Consider the following 12988-nt stretch of genomic DNA (forward strand, 5'->3'; position numbering starts at 1 on the left):
CCCAGCCCGGGTGCCAACTGTGGCCGGGATGCCAGGTGCGGCGCACGGCCGCGTCCAGTTCGGGGCTGCCGCCGGTCCTGGGCTTGCGATACACGGCGCGCAAATCCAGTTCGTCGTCTTCGTCGAAGGGGGGGCGATAGGCAATGCTCATGCGCGTACTCCTCGCGCAGGCGCCTGGTGGCAGGGCGCATGCGCGTTTGACCTTTGCCCGCGCCGCGCCGGTGGTCCGGCGATCTCGTCCAGGCTGGGGGTCGTGTTCCGGTTTAGGTGGCCGCATGCACGGCCGACAGCTTGCAATGCGCCGCGATTTCCGTCGTGCCGTCGGGGTGGACGGCGGCGCCGGGTATGCCGCCATATAACCGGCGGTTCAACATTGCGCATCACCCGGTGATTATGCGCGATTTGCAGAAATCTGCCAGTGAATTTCTTGTGTTTGCATGGTGTAACTGCATGGCGTCCCTGTTTCTGCAAGCAGATTGAAAGCGGTATGCACCGGCATGGGGCCAAATGGGCTGGAAAAGCGGTGTCGCGGCCGCGCGCCGGCGACCCCGCGACCCGCCTGCTGCCGGTAAACTTGCGCCCATGGCCAAGACCCGAACCGTATACGTGTGCGCCGAATGCGGCGGCACCACCCCGAAATGGCAAGGCAAGTGTCCGCACTGCAATGCCTGGAACACTCTGGAAGAAACCCTCGAATCGTCCGTGCCCGCGGCGGCCGCCTCGCACCGCTACGCGCCGCTGGCCTCCAGCAGCCCCGTGCGCAGCCTGTCCGAGATCGAGGCGCGCGAAACCCCGCGTACCCCCACCGGGCTGGAGGAATTCGACCGCGTGCTGGGCGGCGGCCTGGTGGCCGGCGCCGTGGTGCTGATCGGCGGCGATCCCGGCATCGGCAAGTCGACCCTGCTGCTGCAGGCGCTGGCGTCGCTCTCGGAAAGCACCAACGTGCTTTATGTCACGGGCGAGGAATCGGCCGAGCAAGTGGCGTTGCGCGCGCGCCGGCTGGGTTTGCAGACCGGCAACGTCAACCTGCTGGCGGAAATCCGCCTGGAGGCGATCCAGGCGGCGGTGTCCGAGCAGAAGCCCAGCGTGGCCGTGATCGACTCGATCCAGACCCTCTACAGCGGCGAACTGACCGCCGCGCCCGGCTCGGTGTCGCAGGTGCGCGAGTGCGCCGCGCAATTGACGCGCCTGGCCAAGCAGACCGGCATCGCCATCGTCATGATCGGCCACGTCACCAAGGACGGCGCGCTGGCCGGACCGCGCGTGCTCGAACACATCGTTGATACGGTGCTGTACTTCGAGGGCGACACGCACTCGTCGTTCCGCCTGGTGCGCGCCTTCAAGAACCGCTTCGGCGCGGTCAACGAGCTGGGCGTGTTCGCCATGACCGACCGCGGCCTGCGCGGCGTGGCTAACCCGTCGGCGCTGTTCCTGTCGCAGCACGAGCAGCAGGTGGCCGGCTCCTGCGTAATGGCCACGCAGGAGGGCACCCGTCCGCTGCTGGTCGAGATCCAGGCGCTGGTGGACAGTTCCCACGCGCCCAATCCGCGCCGCCTGACGGTCGGCCTGGAGGGCAACCGCCTGGCGATGCTGCTGGCGGTGCTGCACCGCCATGCCGGCGTCTCGACCTTCGACCAGGACGTGTTCGTCAACGCCGTGGGCGGGGTGCGCATCACCGAGCCCGCGGCCGACCTGCCGGTGCTGCTGGCCATCATGTCGTCGCTGCGCGACCGGCCCCTGCCGCGCGGGCTGATCGCCTTCGGCGAAGTCGGCCTGGCGGGCGAGATCCGGCCCGCGCCGCGCGGCCAGGAACGCCTGCGCGAAGCCGCCAAGCTGGGCTTCTCGATCGCGCTCATCCCCAAGGCCAATGCGCCGCGCCAGCCCATCGAGGGGCTGGAGATCTGGGCGGTGGACCGGCTCGACGCCGCGCTCGACAAGCTGCGCTGACGGGAGCCTCACGTGAGTCTGTTGCTGATCGCCCTGTGCCTGGGCGCGGGGTGCCTCATTGGCTTCATGGGCGGCGTGCTGGGCATCGGCGGCGGCATGATCGCGATTCCGGCGCTGGTGCTGCTGATGGGCATGTCGCAGCAGCTGGCGCAGGGCACCGCGCTGATCATGGTGCTGCCCACCATCATGATGGCGGTGCGCAAGTACAACCAGCAGACCCGCATCGACCGCCGCGTGGCGCTGGCGGGCGCGGGCGGCGCGGTGGTGTTCACCTGGGTCGGCGCGCGGCTGGCGCTGGGCATCGATTCGGGCGTGTTGCGCCTGAGCTTCGCCGTGTTCCTGTTCTTCATCGCGCTGTTCTACGCCTGGCAGACCTGGCGCGCCGGCCGCGCCCGGCGCGCGCCCAGGGCCGGCGGCAACGCCCCGGTGTTCACGCCGCGCCGCGCCACCGCGCTGGGCGTGCTGTGCGGCACGCTGGGCGGCTTTTTCGGCGTCGGTGGCGCGGTGTTGGCGGTGCCCATCATCACCACGGTGTTCCGGCTGCCGCAGACCACCGCGCAGGCGCTGGCGCTGTGCATGGTGATCCCGGGTTCCGCGGTGGCGCTGGTGACGTACTCATGGGCCGGCCAAACCGACTGGCTGGTGGGCCTGCCGCTGGCGGCGGGCAGCCTGCTGTTCGTGCCGGTCGGCGTGCGGCTGGCCTATCGTCTGCCTGAACGCAAGCTGAGAGCCAGCTTCGCGGCGATGCTGTTCGCCACCGTGGCGCTGCTGGTATTTGAAAGCTGAGCGCCGCTCGCCGGGAGTCGATTGTCACGATCCCATGACGAAGCGTTAACGTCGGAAAGGGCGCGAAAATTTCCCGCGGCGCGCTGAACCTTCGGCGGGGCGCCGGTTCCAACGGAGTACGGGTCATGCGGCGATGTTGCCGCCCCGTGTCGGAAAGGCCAGGGGCCAGCCCCCGGGCTTTCACCATTAGGAGTTCATGTAATGACGACCCACTCCCGTATCGCTGCGTTCCTGTCCACTTCGGCCTTGTGCCTCGGCCTTGCCGCCGCGCCTTCGGCGTTCGCGGCGGGCGCCGATGCCACGACCAAGTCGGGCGAAACCAAGACCCAGGCGCAGCACAAGCATCACAAGTCCGACAAAACGTCCGCCAAGCAGGGCACCGAGAAATCGGGCGCCGCCAAGATGGACAAATCGGGTACCGCCACGGCGCCCGCGAAGTAAGGCAGTCACGCAGCATCGGACCGCGAGGTCCGGCAGTTCCTTTGCACGACGGACGGGTTTTCGGACCTGGAAGTCGAAAGCCTCTCGGTATGGGCGCCGGGAGGCTTTTTCGTTTGTATTGCCTGCGTTTGTGTTGCCCGTATTCGAGCCACTTGCGTGGGCGCCGACGGCGCTGGCCGCGCCGCCGTTCCCGTCCGCGTCGTCAGTCCACCGGCGTGATCACGCGGCCGGTGTCGAAATACGCCGCCAGGTTTTCCAGCATCAGGTCTTCCATCGCCTGGCGCGTCTCCAGCGTGGCGCTGCCGATGTGCGGCAGCAGCACCGCCTGGTCGCTCTTGATCAGCGCCTCGGGCACCTTGGGTTCATGCTCGAACACGTCGAGCGCGGCGCAGCCGAGCTTGCCGGCCTCGAGCGCGGCCACCAGCGCGGCCTCGTCGATGACCGGACCGCGCGCGATGTTGACGATGATGCCGCGCGGGCCAAGCGCTTCCAGCACCTCGCGGTTGACCAGGTGGCGCGTGGCGGGACCGCCCACGGTGGCCACGACCAGGAAATCGGCCCAGGCCGCCAGGTCGGTCAGCGAGGCCTCGTAGCCGTAGTCGACGTCGTCGCGCTTCCTGCGATTGTGATAGCGCACCTGCATGTCGAAGCCGAGGCCGCGGCGGGCGATGGCTTCGCCGATGCGGCCCAGGCCGACGATGCCGAGCTTCTTGCCGCTGACGCGCTGGCCCAGTGGAATGCTGCCGTGCACCTGGCCCCACTGGCCGGCGCGCACGAAGCGTTCGCCCTGGCCCATGCGGCGGGCGCCGGCGATCATCAGGCCCCAGGCCAGGTCCGCCACGCAGTCGGTCAGCACGTCGGGCGTGTTGCTGACCTGCACGCCACGCGCATGCGCCGCCTGCACGTCGATGGTCTCGTAGCCCACGCCCCAGCTGCAGATGGCCTTCAGGTCGGGCAGGGCGTTGATGAGCTCGGCATTGGCGCCGAAGTTGGCCGAGGTGACGACGGCGGTGACGCCCTTGCCCAGTTCGGCCAGGGCGGCCTTGCGGTCGGGCTGCTTCCAGAGCTCGATGACGTCGTAGCGCTCCGCGAGGCGCTGGTTGGCGGAGGGCGAGCCGGCCAGCGAGCCGACCTGGATGATGCGATGCTTGGTGGTCATGTTGTCGTACAGGTGGGTGGCGAAACCTTCATGCTACTTGATCCGGCCTTGAATCCGGCTGAGAGGGGGCGGGCGGCGCGGCAGGCCGCCGGCCGCGCCGCCCGGCGGCCTTATTCCAGCTGGATGTTGGCCTTCTGGATCACGTCCTTCCAGCGCTTGACCTCGGCCTGCTGGAACGCGCTGAACTGCTGCGGCGTGTTGGCCACCACTTCGAAGCCCAGCCCCTGCAGCGTCTTTTCGGTCTGCGGGTCGCGCAGGGCGGCCTGCAGGGCCTTGGTCAGCTGTTGCACCACGTCCGGCGGGGTGCCCTTGGGCACCGCGAAGCCCTGCCACGAATACACCACCATGTCCTTGATGCCGGCCTCGGCCAGCGTCGGCACGTCCGGCAGATCGGCCGCGCGCGCATCGCCGGTGATGGCCAGCGCCTTGAGCTTGCCGGCCTTGATGTGGGTCTGCACCGCGCCCAGGTTCTGGAACGACACGTTGACCTGGCCGCCGATCAGGTCGGCGATGGCGGCGCCCCCGCCGCGGTACGGCACGTCCACGCCCGAGGTCTGCGTGCGCTGGCGGAACATCACCGCCGACAGGTGGTCGGACGAACCCGTGCCGGACGAAGCGTACGACACTTTGCCCGGATTCTTGTTCGCATAGTCCACCAGCTCGGCCACCGTGCTGGCCGGGAACGACGGCGAGGCCACCAGCACGTTGGGGTTGCGCACGGCCTGCGTCAGGTATTCGAAGTCCTTGCTGGGGTTGTACGAAAGATTCTTGTACAGCGCCTCGTTGATGGCGAAGGTGCCGATCGAGCCGACCATCATGGTGTAGCCGTCGGGCGTGGAGCGGGCCAGCGCCTGCGCGCCGATGGCGCTGTTGGCGCCCGGCTTGTTCTCGACCACGAAGGTCTGGCCGAGCGCCTTCGTCAGCCCGGGCGTGACGCTGCGCGCGGTGATGTCGGACGAGCCGCCCGGCACGAACGGCACGATCATCGTGACGGGCTTGGTGGGATAGCCGGCGGCGTGGACCGCCGGCCCGGCAAGCAGGGCGGCGGCGGACAGCGCGACCGCGCATATCGATCTGTTCATGGTGTCTCCTGGTTCGCGTGATGATGAAGAACCCGGCGCCCACGCGTGGCGGCCGGGTCCGGACCGGCGCCGGTCAGTCGACCTTGGCGCCCGATTGCTTCACGACCGCGGCCCACTTGACGGTTTCCCGCGCCATGAACTGGGTGAACTGTGCCGGCGTGTTGCCCGACGGCGTGGCGCCCTGGGCCTGCAGCTGGGCGCGTACCGGCGCCTGCTGCAGCGCCGCGGCGACATCGCGCTGGATCTTGTCGACGATCTCGCGCGGCGTGCCGGCGGGGGCCAGCAGGCCGAACCAGCTGGAGGCCTCGTAGCCCGTCACGCCCGCCTCGGCCAACGTCGGCACGTCCGGCAGCGCCGGCGAGCGCGTGGCGGTGGTGACCGCCAGCGGCCGCAACTTGCCGCCCTTGATGAAGCCCATCGACGAGGGCAGGTTGTCGAAGATCAGGTCGGCCGAGCCCGCCATCACGTCGGTCAGCGCCGGGCTGCTGCCCTTGTAGGGCACGTGCGTCATGCGGGTGCCGGTCATGGCCTGGAACAGCTCGCCGGACAGGTGGGTCGAGGTGCCGTTGCCGGTCGAGGCCATGTTGACGCTGCCGGGATTGGCCTTCAGGTACTTGATCAGGTCCGCCACGTTGCGGATGCCGTGCTTGTCGGCGAAACCGGGATTCAGTTCGAGCACGTTGGGCACCGGGATCACCAGCGTGACCGGCGTGAAGTCCTTGACCGGATCGTAGGGCAGCTTGGCATAGACGGACTGGTTGATGGCATGGGTGCTGACGGTGCCCATCAACAGGGTGTAGCCGTCGGGCGTGGCGCGGGCGGCTTCGGCGGTGCCTACGTTGCCGCCCGCGCCCGCCTTGTTGTCCACCACCACCGCCTTGCCCCAGGCCTTGCCCAGTTCGGCGGCTACCACGCGCGCGGCAATGTCGGCCGTGCCGCCGGCCGGGAAGGGCACGACGATCCTGACGTCGCGCGCCGGGTAATCGGCGCTGGCGCCGGCCGCGCACGGCAGCAGGGCTGCGGCGGCCAGGCAGGCGGCCAGGCAGGCGGCAAGGGCCAGGCGGCCGCGCAAAGGGGCTGCAAGCATGGAAATCGTCTCCTCGTGTGCGCGTGGCCGCGCATCGTTTGTGGGGTGTTCCTGCCGGGCCGGAGCCCGCTTGAATGCTGCCGGCGTCTGTCGCGCCCTGCCGTCGTGATGCCGATGACTTGTAAAACGAATATAGGTATTGAGGGTCTACTTGTCAACCAAGTATACTTTTTGGAAGCCACTCATCTAACAACTGGATTCCGCCGCGGAATCCACCAGGAGACCCGCCATGAAAACCTCCCCGGTCACCGTCCAGGACCTGCAGCGTTCCGTCATCGCGGTGCCGCCGCTGGCGCGCCACGCGGACCTGTCCCTGAACGAAGCCGCCAACCAGGCCCTGCTGCGGCACCTGGAGGCGGGCGGGGTGCGCAACGTGATGTACGGCGGCAATGCCAACTTCTACAACGTCGGCGTGGGCGAGTACGCGCGCATCGTCGACCTGCTGGCGTCGCTGGCCGGGCCGGACACCTGGATCCTGCCGTCGGTTGGTCCGGATTTCGGCAAGATGATGGATCAGGCGGCAATCCTGCGCAGCCGCGCCTTTCCGACGGCCATGCTGCTGCCCATGTCGTTTCCCTACACCGATGCCGGCCTGGCCGATGGCGTGCGCCGCTTCACCGATGCGCTGGGCAAGCCCGCCGTGGTCTACATCAAGTCGGCCGATTACCTGGCGCCGGCAACGGCGGCGCGCCTGGTCGAGGAAGGCCGCATCGTCGCGTTCAAGTACGCCGTGGTGCGCGAGAATCCGGCGCGCGACGCCTACCTGTCGGCGTTGCTGCAAAGCGTGGACAGCAACCGCGTGGTCAGCGGCATTGGCGAACGTCCGGCCATCGTCCACTACCGCGACTTCGGGCTGAAGAGCTTCACCTCGGGCTCGGTCTGCGTTGCGCCGCGTGGTTCGATGCGCCTGCTTCAGCTGCTCAACGAAGGCCGCTATGACGAAGCCGAAACGGTGCGCGCCAGCTACCTGGGCCTGGAGGACTGCCGCGATGCGATCAGCCCGATCCGCGTGCTGCACGACGCCGTGACCCTGTCCGGCGTGGCCGACATGGGGCCGATGCTGCCGCTGCTGACCGGCATCTCCAGCGCCGAGCGCGAACGGGTGGCGCCGGTGGCGCGCGCGCTGGCCGCCTGGGACCGCGACGCCGTGGCGGCCTGATGGCCGCGCGCGCGGCATTGACGGTACGATGAGCGCTGCCGATACGCCCCAGGAGATTTCGTGGCCCGACCCAAAGCATCGCCCCCGTCCGCGCCGCCCGCGTCCGCCGAGCCGGACGCCATGGGCGCGCTGGTGCTGGAACGCGGCCACCGCGTCCGGCTGGCCGACCAGTTGTACGGGCAGATCTTCGAGCAGATCGTCGCCGGCAATCTCAACGTCGGCGACAAGCTGCCTTCCGAGAACGAGATCTCCGAACGCTTCGGCGTATCGCGGCCGGTGGTGCGCGAAGCCTTGCTGCGCCTGCGCGCCGACGGCCTCATCACCGCCCACCAGGGCCTGGGCACCTTCGTCAGCCACCAGCCGGCGCCGCGCCTGACCGCCTTCAGCGACGTCGGCAACGTCGGCGCCTACCTGCGCGCGCAGGAACTGCGCGTGGCGCTCGAAGGCGATGCCGCGCGGCTGGCGGCGCTGCGCCGCACCGACGAGCAATTGCAAAAGATCGAAGCCGCGCACGCCGCCTTCGCCGACAGTCTGGCGCGCGGCCAGATGTCGGCCGAGGCCGACCTGGCGTTCCACGCCAGCATCACCGAGGCCACCGGCAACGACTTCTATCTCGGGGTGCTGGAAAGCATCCACGAGTCCATCAACGGCTTCATGCGCCTGACGCTCAACCTGACCCGCACCGGGTCGCGCCAGCGCGCCCAGCGCGTCCTGGACGAGCACGCCACCATCCTGGACGCGATCCGCGCCCAGGACGGCGAGCGCGCCCGGGTCGCCATGCAATTCCACCTGGGCCAGGCCCGCCACCGGCTGGTCGACCGCGAACGCGATTGACCGGCCGCTCGCGCCGTCCGGGAGCTTCACACTGACAACAGCAGGAGACATCGCGTGCAAGGCAATGGTTCGGCAGGAACAGCGGCATCGGCGGGGCAGGTGCGTGAACAGATTCTGATCGTGTTGCAGGCCTGGGGCATGGCGCCCGACCTGGCCGCCATCACCGCCGGCCTGATGGCCGAGACGGATCTGCTGGGCATCGATTCGCACGGCATCTCGATGCTGCCTTCATACGAGGAAAAGCTGCGCGCGGGCACGCTCAGGCTCGACGCGCGGCCGCGCCTGGTGCGCGACGGCGGCGCCAGCGCATTGCTGGACGGCATGGGCGGCCTGGGCTACCCGGTGTCGGCGCAGGCCATGAACCTGGCCGTCGACAAGGCGCTGGAACACGGCGTGGGCGCGGTGTCGGTGTGCAATTCCCACCACTTCGGCGCGGCCGGCGTCTATGCGCGCATCGCGGTCGAACGCGGCGTGGTCGGGCTGGTCACCAGCAGCGCCAACGGCGTCATCATGGTGCCCACGCGCGGCGCCATGCCGATGCTGGGCACCAATCCCATCGCTTTCGGCGCGCCGGCCGCGCACAACGAGCCGTTCGTGCTCGACATGGCCACCACCACCGTGGCGGCCAACAAGGTCAAGGTGTACGACTTCCTCGGCAAGCCGCTGCCGCCGGGCTGGGCGGTGGACGGGCGGGGCGAGCCGGTCACCGCGGCCGATACCGCCATGCAGTTCATCTTCAAGCATCCCGAAGGCGGGCTGACGCCGCTGGGCGGCACGCCGGCCATGAGCAGCCACAAGGGCTACGGCCTGGCGATGATGGCGCAGATCCTGGGCGGCACGCTCAGCGGCAGCGCGCTGGCGGCGCGCCGCAACGTCACCCGGCGGCCGGGCGAGCCGGACGACGTCGGCCATTTCTTCCTGGCGCTCAATCCCGACGCGTTCCGCGCCAGCGGCTCATTTGAATCGGACATGGACGACCTGATCGACACGCTGCACGACACCCCGCCGGCGCGGCCCGACGAGCCGGTGCTGGTGGCCGGCGAGCCCGAGGCCGCCGAGCGCGCGCGCCGCCGGATCGACGGCATCCCGATCCCGCCCGCGCTGGCCGTGCGCCTGCGCGAGATCTGCCAGCGCGCTTCGGTGCCTTATCTGCTGGACTGAATGCGCCGTCCGGTCGCATGACGTTTTCCCCGCCGCGCGGCAACGACCGCGCGGTGATCCACCGACCCGGCCCACCGGGCGGCAAGCATTAGAAAAACACGACAAGGAGACAACCATGCAACACAAGACATCGCCGGCGCGCCGCCGGCTGGGACTGGCCGCCATCGCATTGGGCGCGGCCGCCGCGCTGGCGCCGGGCCTGCTGCTGGCGCAGGACTGGCCGACGCGGCCGGTCAAGCTGATCGTGCCGTTCCCCGCGGGCGGCAGCACCGACGCGGTCGGGCGCCTGCTGGCCGCCGAACTGTCCAGGGAACTGGGCCAGAGCGTGGTGGTCGAGAACAAGGGCGGCGCCAACGGCAACATCGGTTCCGACGTGGTCGCCAAGGCCGAGCCCGACGGCTACACGCTGCTGCTGTCGGGCGTGGGCTCGAACGCCATCAGCTATTCGCTCTACCAGAGCATGCCGTACCGCGACAGCGACTTCGCCCATATCTCGCTGCTGGCCACCGGGCCCAACGTGCTGGTGGCCAACATGGATTTCCCGGCCACCAACTTCGCCGACTTCATCAAGCTGGTGCGCGCCAATCCCGGCAAGTACACCCACGCCAGCTCGGGCAACGGGTCGTCCGGCCACCTGGCCATGGAAATGCTCAAGCAGGCCGCCAAGCTCGACCTGGTGCACGTGCCCTACAAGGGCGGCGCCGCCGCCATCACCGACATGATCGGCGGGCGCGTGTCGGTGATGTTCCTGAACCAGGACTCGCTGCTGCCGCAGGTCAAGTCGGGCAAGCTGCGCGCCCTGGCGGTGGCCAGCGCCCAGCGCAACCCGGCCTATCCGGACACGCCCACGGTGGCGGAATCGGGCTATCCGGGCTTTGCCGCCGAATCGTGGTTCGGCCTGTCCGCGCCCGCCAAGACGCCGCCGGCCATCATCCAGCGCCTGAACCAGGCCACCGTCAAGGCCCTGGCTTCACCGGATATCCGGCAAAAGCTGGAAAGCGTAGGCTTCGTGGTGGTGGGCGACGACCCCAAGGCGTTCTCGGCCTTCGTCCAATCCGAAATCACCAAGTGGGGCGCGGCGGCCAAGGCCTCCGGCGCCCGCATGGACTAGCGTTCTGTATCAACACACCCCGCGCGCCGGGCGGCGCCCGGGGTTCATTCGATGGGAAACACGCAGCGATGACTTCACCCTTGCCCAACCGCTTTCGCCAACGCATCCTGGCGCGCGAACGCCTGATCGGCTTCTGGATGTGCATGTCCAGCCACGTCACCGCCGAACTGGCGGGCCTGGCCGACTTCGACTGGCTGCTGCTGGACGGCGAGCATTCACCCAATACCGTGCCGATGTTCCTGCAGCAGTTGCAGGCCCTGCAGGGCAGCGCCAGCGCCGCCATCGGCCGACCCACCTGGAACGACCCGGTCGAAATCAAGCGCCTGCTGGATATCGGCTTCTACAACCTGCTGATCCCCTTCATCGAATCCGAGGACGACGCGCGCCGCGCGGTGGCCGCGACCCGCTATCCGCCGCAGGGCATCCGCGGCGTGGCCGGCATGCAGCGCAGCAACCGCTACGGCACCGTGCCGGATTACCTCAAGACCATCAACGACAACATCTGCGTGCTGCTGCAGATCGAGAGCCGTCCGGGCATCGAGGCGGTCGACGAAATCGCCGCGGTCGAGGGCGTGGATGGGGTCTTCATCGGCCCATCCGACCTGGCCGCGGCCCTGGGCCACCTGGGCAATCCGGGCCATCCGGAAGTGCAGGAAGCCATCCGCCACCTGTACCAGCGCGTCACCGCGCAGGGCAAGGCGGTGGGCATCCTGGCGCCGGTGCAGGCCGATGCGCGCCGCTACCTGGACATGGGCATGCACTTCGTCGCGGTCGGCACCGATCTGGGCGTGTTCAAGCAGGCCACCTTCGCCTTGCGCGAGGCCTTTCCCACCTGATCCTGCCTGATCGCGCGGCCGTCGCGTTCGCCACGGCCGCGCCTTGCCTTATTGTTCCAGCGCCAGCAGGTCGGCGACCGTCTGGCGGCGGCGGATCAGGCGCGCCTCGTTGCGGTCCAGCAGCACTTCGGCCGCCAGCGGCCGGGTGTTGTAGTTCGAGGACATCGACGCGCCGTAGGCGCCGGCGTTGTGGAACACCAGGAAATCACCGATGCGCGGCCGCGGCAGCGACTGGTCCGACACCACGCCGCCGGCATCTTGCGTGAACACGTCGCCCGATTCGCACAGCGGGCCGGCCACGGCGATGCGGGTCTCGGCCGTGGGCGGCGTGGCGCCGTCCGGCGCGTGCACCGAGATGCGGTGGTAGCTGCCGTACATGGCCGGGCGCATCAGGTCGTTGAAGCCGGCGTCCACCAGCGCGAAGTCGCGCTCGGGGCGGCGGTTGATCGCGTGCACTTCGGCCACCAGCGCGCCGGCCTCGGCCACCAGGAAGCGGCCCGGTTCGATCTCCAGGCGCACCTCGTGCCCCAGGCGCTGTTCGATGCGCTTGCGGGCCGCGTCCCATTGCTCGAAGTAGTGGTCGCAGTCGATGCGCGGCTCGCCTTCGCGATACGGAATCGACAGGCCGCCGCCGGCCGAGATGGCCTCGATGTCGTGGTCCAGCGAAGCGACCACGTCGACCATCGCGTCGCACACGCTGGACAGGTGGCCGTAGTCCACGCCCGAGCCGATGTGCATGTGGATGCCGACCAGCTTCAGGCCGTAGCGGCGCACGATGCCGATGGCGGCGGCGACGTCGTCGATCCAGATGCCATGCTTGCTCTGCGGGCCGCCGGTGTTGGTCTTGTTGCTGTGGCCGTGGCCGAAGCCCGGGTTGATGCGCAGCCACACGCGGTGCCCCGGCGCGTGCTGGCCGACGCGTTCGAGCATGTCGAGCGAGCCGGCGTTGACGGTGATGCCGTGCTTGACGACGGTGGCCAGGGTGGCGTGGTCAATCAGGTCGGCCGTGAACACCACGCCGGCCGGCTCGCCCGCGGGCTCGAAGCCGGCGGCCAGGCTGCGCTCGATCTCGCCCAGCGACACCGCGTCCACCATCACGCCCTCGGCGCGCATCAGGCGCAGGATGTGCAGGTTGGAGCAGGCCTTCTGCGCGTAGCGGATGACGTCGAAGCGGCGCAGCTGGGCGATGCGTTCGCGGATGACGGCGGCATCGTAGACCCACAGCGGGGTGCCGTGCTCGGCGGCGAGTTGAGTGAGCTGGCGCGGATCGAAAGCCATCGCGGGTGAACCTTGTAGCGGGGGGGGGAAAGGGAAATCAGGCCGGCATCATGCCCCAGCGAGCCCATCCAGTAAAATGCTTATATTTTCCACGTCGATTCATTCCT

The 12988-nt window shown here is 69.1% G+C and carries 12 protein-coding genes; 8 read left to right on the forward strand and 4 right to left on the reverse strand.

The features are described from left to right. The first annotated feature begins 582 nt into the window (after nucleotides 1-582). The 3 genes from radA to DK459_RS14300 all read left to right on the forward strand — a co-directional run bounded on the left by radA (nucleotide 583) and on the right by DK459_RS14300 (nucleotide 3174). Nucleotides 583-1947 carry a DNA repair protein RadA gene (gene radA / locus DK459_RS14290; protein WP_006384021.1) on the forward strand — a complete coding sequence of 455 codons (1365 nt, stop codon included), beginning with the start codon at nucleotides 583-585 and terminating at the stop codon, nucleotides 1945-1947. A 12-nt stretch (nucleotides 1948-1959) separates the two neighbouring features. Next, complete coding sequence (locus tag DK459_RS14295; RefSeq protein ID WP_054443695.1) at nucleotides 1960-2733, forward strand: sulfite exporter TauE/SafE family protein; 774 nt, start codon at nucleotides 1960-1962, stop codon at nucleotides 2731-2733. 201 nt (nucleotides 2734-2934) lie between these two features. After that, complete coding sequence (locus DK459_RS14300) at nucleotides 2935-3174, forward strand: hypothetical protein (RefSeq protein ID WP_006384018.1); 240 nt, start codon at nucleotides 2935-2937, stop codon at nucleotides 3172-3174. Nucleotides 3175-3376: 202 nt separating this feature from the next. Here DK459_RS14300 and DK459_RS14305 read toward each other — a convergent pair whose 3' ends face one another. The 3 genes from DK459_RS14305 to DK459_RS14315 all read right to left on the reverse strand — a co-directional run bounded on the left by DK459_RS14305 (nucleotide 3377) and on the right by DK459_RS14315 (nucleotide 6502). Then, entirely contained in the window at nucleotides 3377-4333 is a 957-nt protein-coding gene (locus DK459_RS14305; RefSeq protein WP_024069544.1) for a 2-hydroxyacid dehydrogenase, read from the reverse strand. A 110-nt stretch (nucleotides 4334-4443) separates the two neighbouring features. Then, nucleotides 4444-5415 carry a tripartite tricarboxylate transporter substrate binding protein gene (locus DK459_RS14310; RefSeq protein WP_006384016.1) on the reverse strand — a complete coding sequence of 324 codons (972 nt, stop codon included), beginning with the start codon at nucleotides 5413-5415 and terminating at the stop codon, nucleotides 4444-4446. A gap of 73 nt (nucleotides 5416-5488) precedes the next feature. Beyond that, nucleotides 5489-6502, reverse strand: a complete 1014-nt coding sequence (locus tag DK459_RS14315; RefSeq protein WP_053499728.1) for a tripartite tricarboxylate transporter substrate binding protein — start codon at nucleotides 6500-6502, stop codon at nucleotides 5489-5491. A gap of 229 nt (nucleotides 6503-6731) precedes the next feature. On the opposite strand from DK459_RS14315, the gene DK459_RS14320 reads away from it, so the two are divergent. The 5 genes from DK459_RS14320 (at nucleotide 6732) to garL (ending at nucleotide 11603) form a co-directional block, all read left to right on the forward strand. After that, nucleotides 6732-7661, forward strand: a complete 930-nt coding sequence (locus tag DK459_RS14320) for a dihydrodipicolinate synthase family protein (protein WP_054436856.1) — start codon at nucleotides 6732-6734, stop codon at nucleotides 7659-7661. A gap of 120 nt (nucleotides 7662-7781) precedes the next feature. Then, complete coding sequence (locus DK459_RS14325; protein ID WP_006384013.1) at nucleotides 7782-8495, forward strand: FadR/GntR family transcriptional regulator; 714 nt, start codon at nucleotides 7782-7784, stop codon at nucleotides 8493-8495. 54 nt (nucleotides 8496-8549) lie between these two features. After that, nucleotides 8550-9656 carry an Ldh family oxidoreductase gene (locus DK459_RS14330; RefSeq protein WP_020928463.1) on the forward strand — a complete coding sequence of 369 codons (1107 nt, stop codon included), beginning with the start codon at nucleotides 8550-8552 and terminating at the stop codon, nucleotides 9654-9656. Nucleotides 9657-9771: 115 nt separating this feature from the next. Then, the gene (locus DK459_RS14335) at nucleotides 9772-10767 is read left to right on the forward strand and encodes a tripartite tricarboxylate transporter substrate binding protein (RefSeq protein WP_006384011.1); all 996 of its coding nucleotides are present in this window, start codon (nucleotides 9772-9774) and stop codon (nucleotides 10765-10767) included. 68 nt (nucleotides 10768-10835) lie between these two features. After that, nucleotides 10836-11603, forward strand: a complete 768-nt coding sequence (garL, locus tag DK459_RS14340; protein ID WP_020928461.1) for a 2-dehydro-3-deoxyglucarate aldolase — start codon at nucleotides 10836-10838, stop codon at nucleotides 11601-11603. Nucleotides 11604-11651: 48 nt separating this feature from the next. Here the strand turns inward: garL and lysA are convergent, their stop codons facing one another. Continuing rightward, a complete protein-coding gene (gene lysA, locus DK459_RS14345; protein ID WP_110134828.1) occupies nucleotides 11652-12881 on the reverse strand; it encodes a diaminopimelate decarboxylase in 1230 nt (409 codons plus the stop codon). Nucleotides 12882-12988 lie beyond the last annotated feature (107 nt).

The organism is Achromobacter sp. RW408 (assembly GCF_003184165.1).
Taxonomy (GTDB): Bacteria; Pseudomonadota; Gammaproteobacteria; order Burkholderiales; family Burkholderiaceae_B; genus Achromobacter; species Achromobacter xylosoxidans.

Coding starts and splice junctions, on each gene's coding strand:
- radA (WP_006384021.1), top strand. CDS start 583: ATGGCCAAGACCCGAACCGTATACGTGTGCGCCGAATGCGGCGGCACC.
- DK459_RS14300 (WP_006384018.1), top strand. CDS start 2,935: ATGACGACCCACTCCCGTATCGCTGCGTTCCTGTCCACTTCGGCCTTG.
- DK459_RS14305 (WP_024069544.1), bottom strand. CDS start 4,333: ATGACCACCAAGCATCGCATCATCCAGGTCGGCTCGCTGGCCGGCTCG.
- DK459_RS14310 (WP_006384016.1), bottom strand. CDS start 5,415: ATGAACAGATCGATATGCGCGGTCGCGCTGTCCGCCGCCGCCCTGCTT.
- DK459_RS14315 (WP_053499728.1), bottom strand. CDS start 6,502: ATGCTTGCAGCCCCTTTGCGCGGCCGCCTGGCCCTTGCCGCCTGCCTG.
- DK459_RS14320 (WP_054436856.1), top strand. CDS start 6,732: ATGAAAACCTCCCCGGTCACCGTCCAGGACCTGCAGCGTTCCGTCATC.
- DK459_RS14325 (WP_006384013.1), top strand. CDS start 7,782: ATGGGCGCGCTGGTGCTGGAACGCGGCCACCGCGTCCGGCTGGCCGAC.
- DK459_RS14335 (WP_006384011.1), top strand. CDS start 9,772: ATGCAACACAAGACATCGCCGGCGCGCCGCCGGCTGGGACTGGCCGCC.
- garL (WP_020928461.1), top strand. CDS start 10,836: ATGACTTCACCCTTGCCCAACCGCTTTCGCCAACGCATCCTGGCGCGC.
- lysA (WP_110134828.1), bottom strand. CDS start 12,881: ATGGCTTTCGATCCGCGCCAGCTCACTCAACTCGCCGCCGAGCACGGC.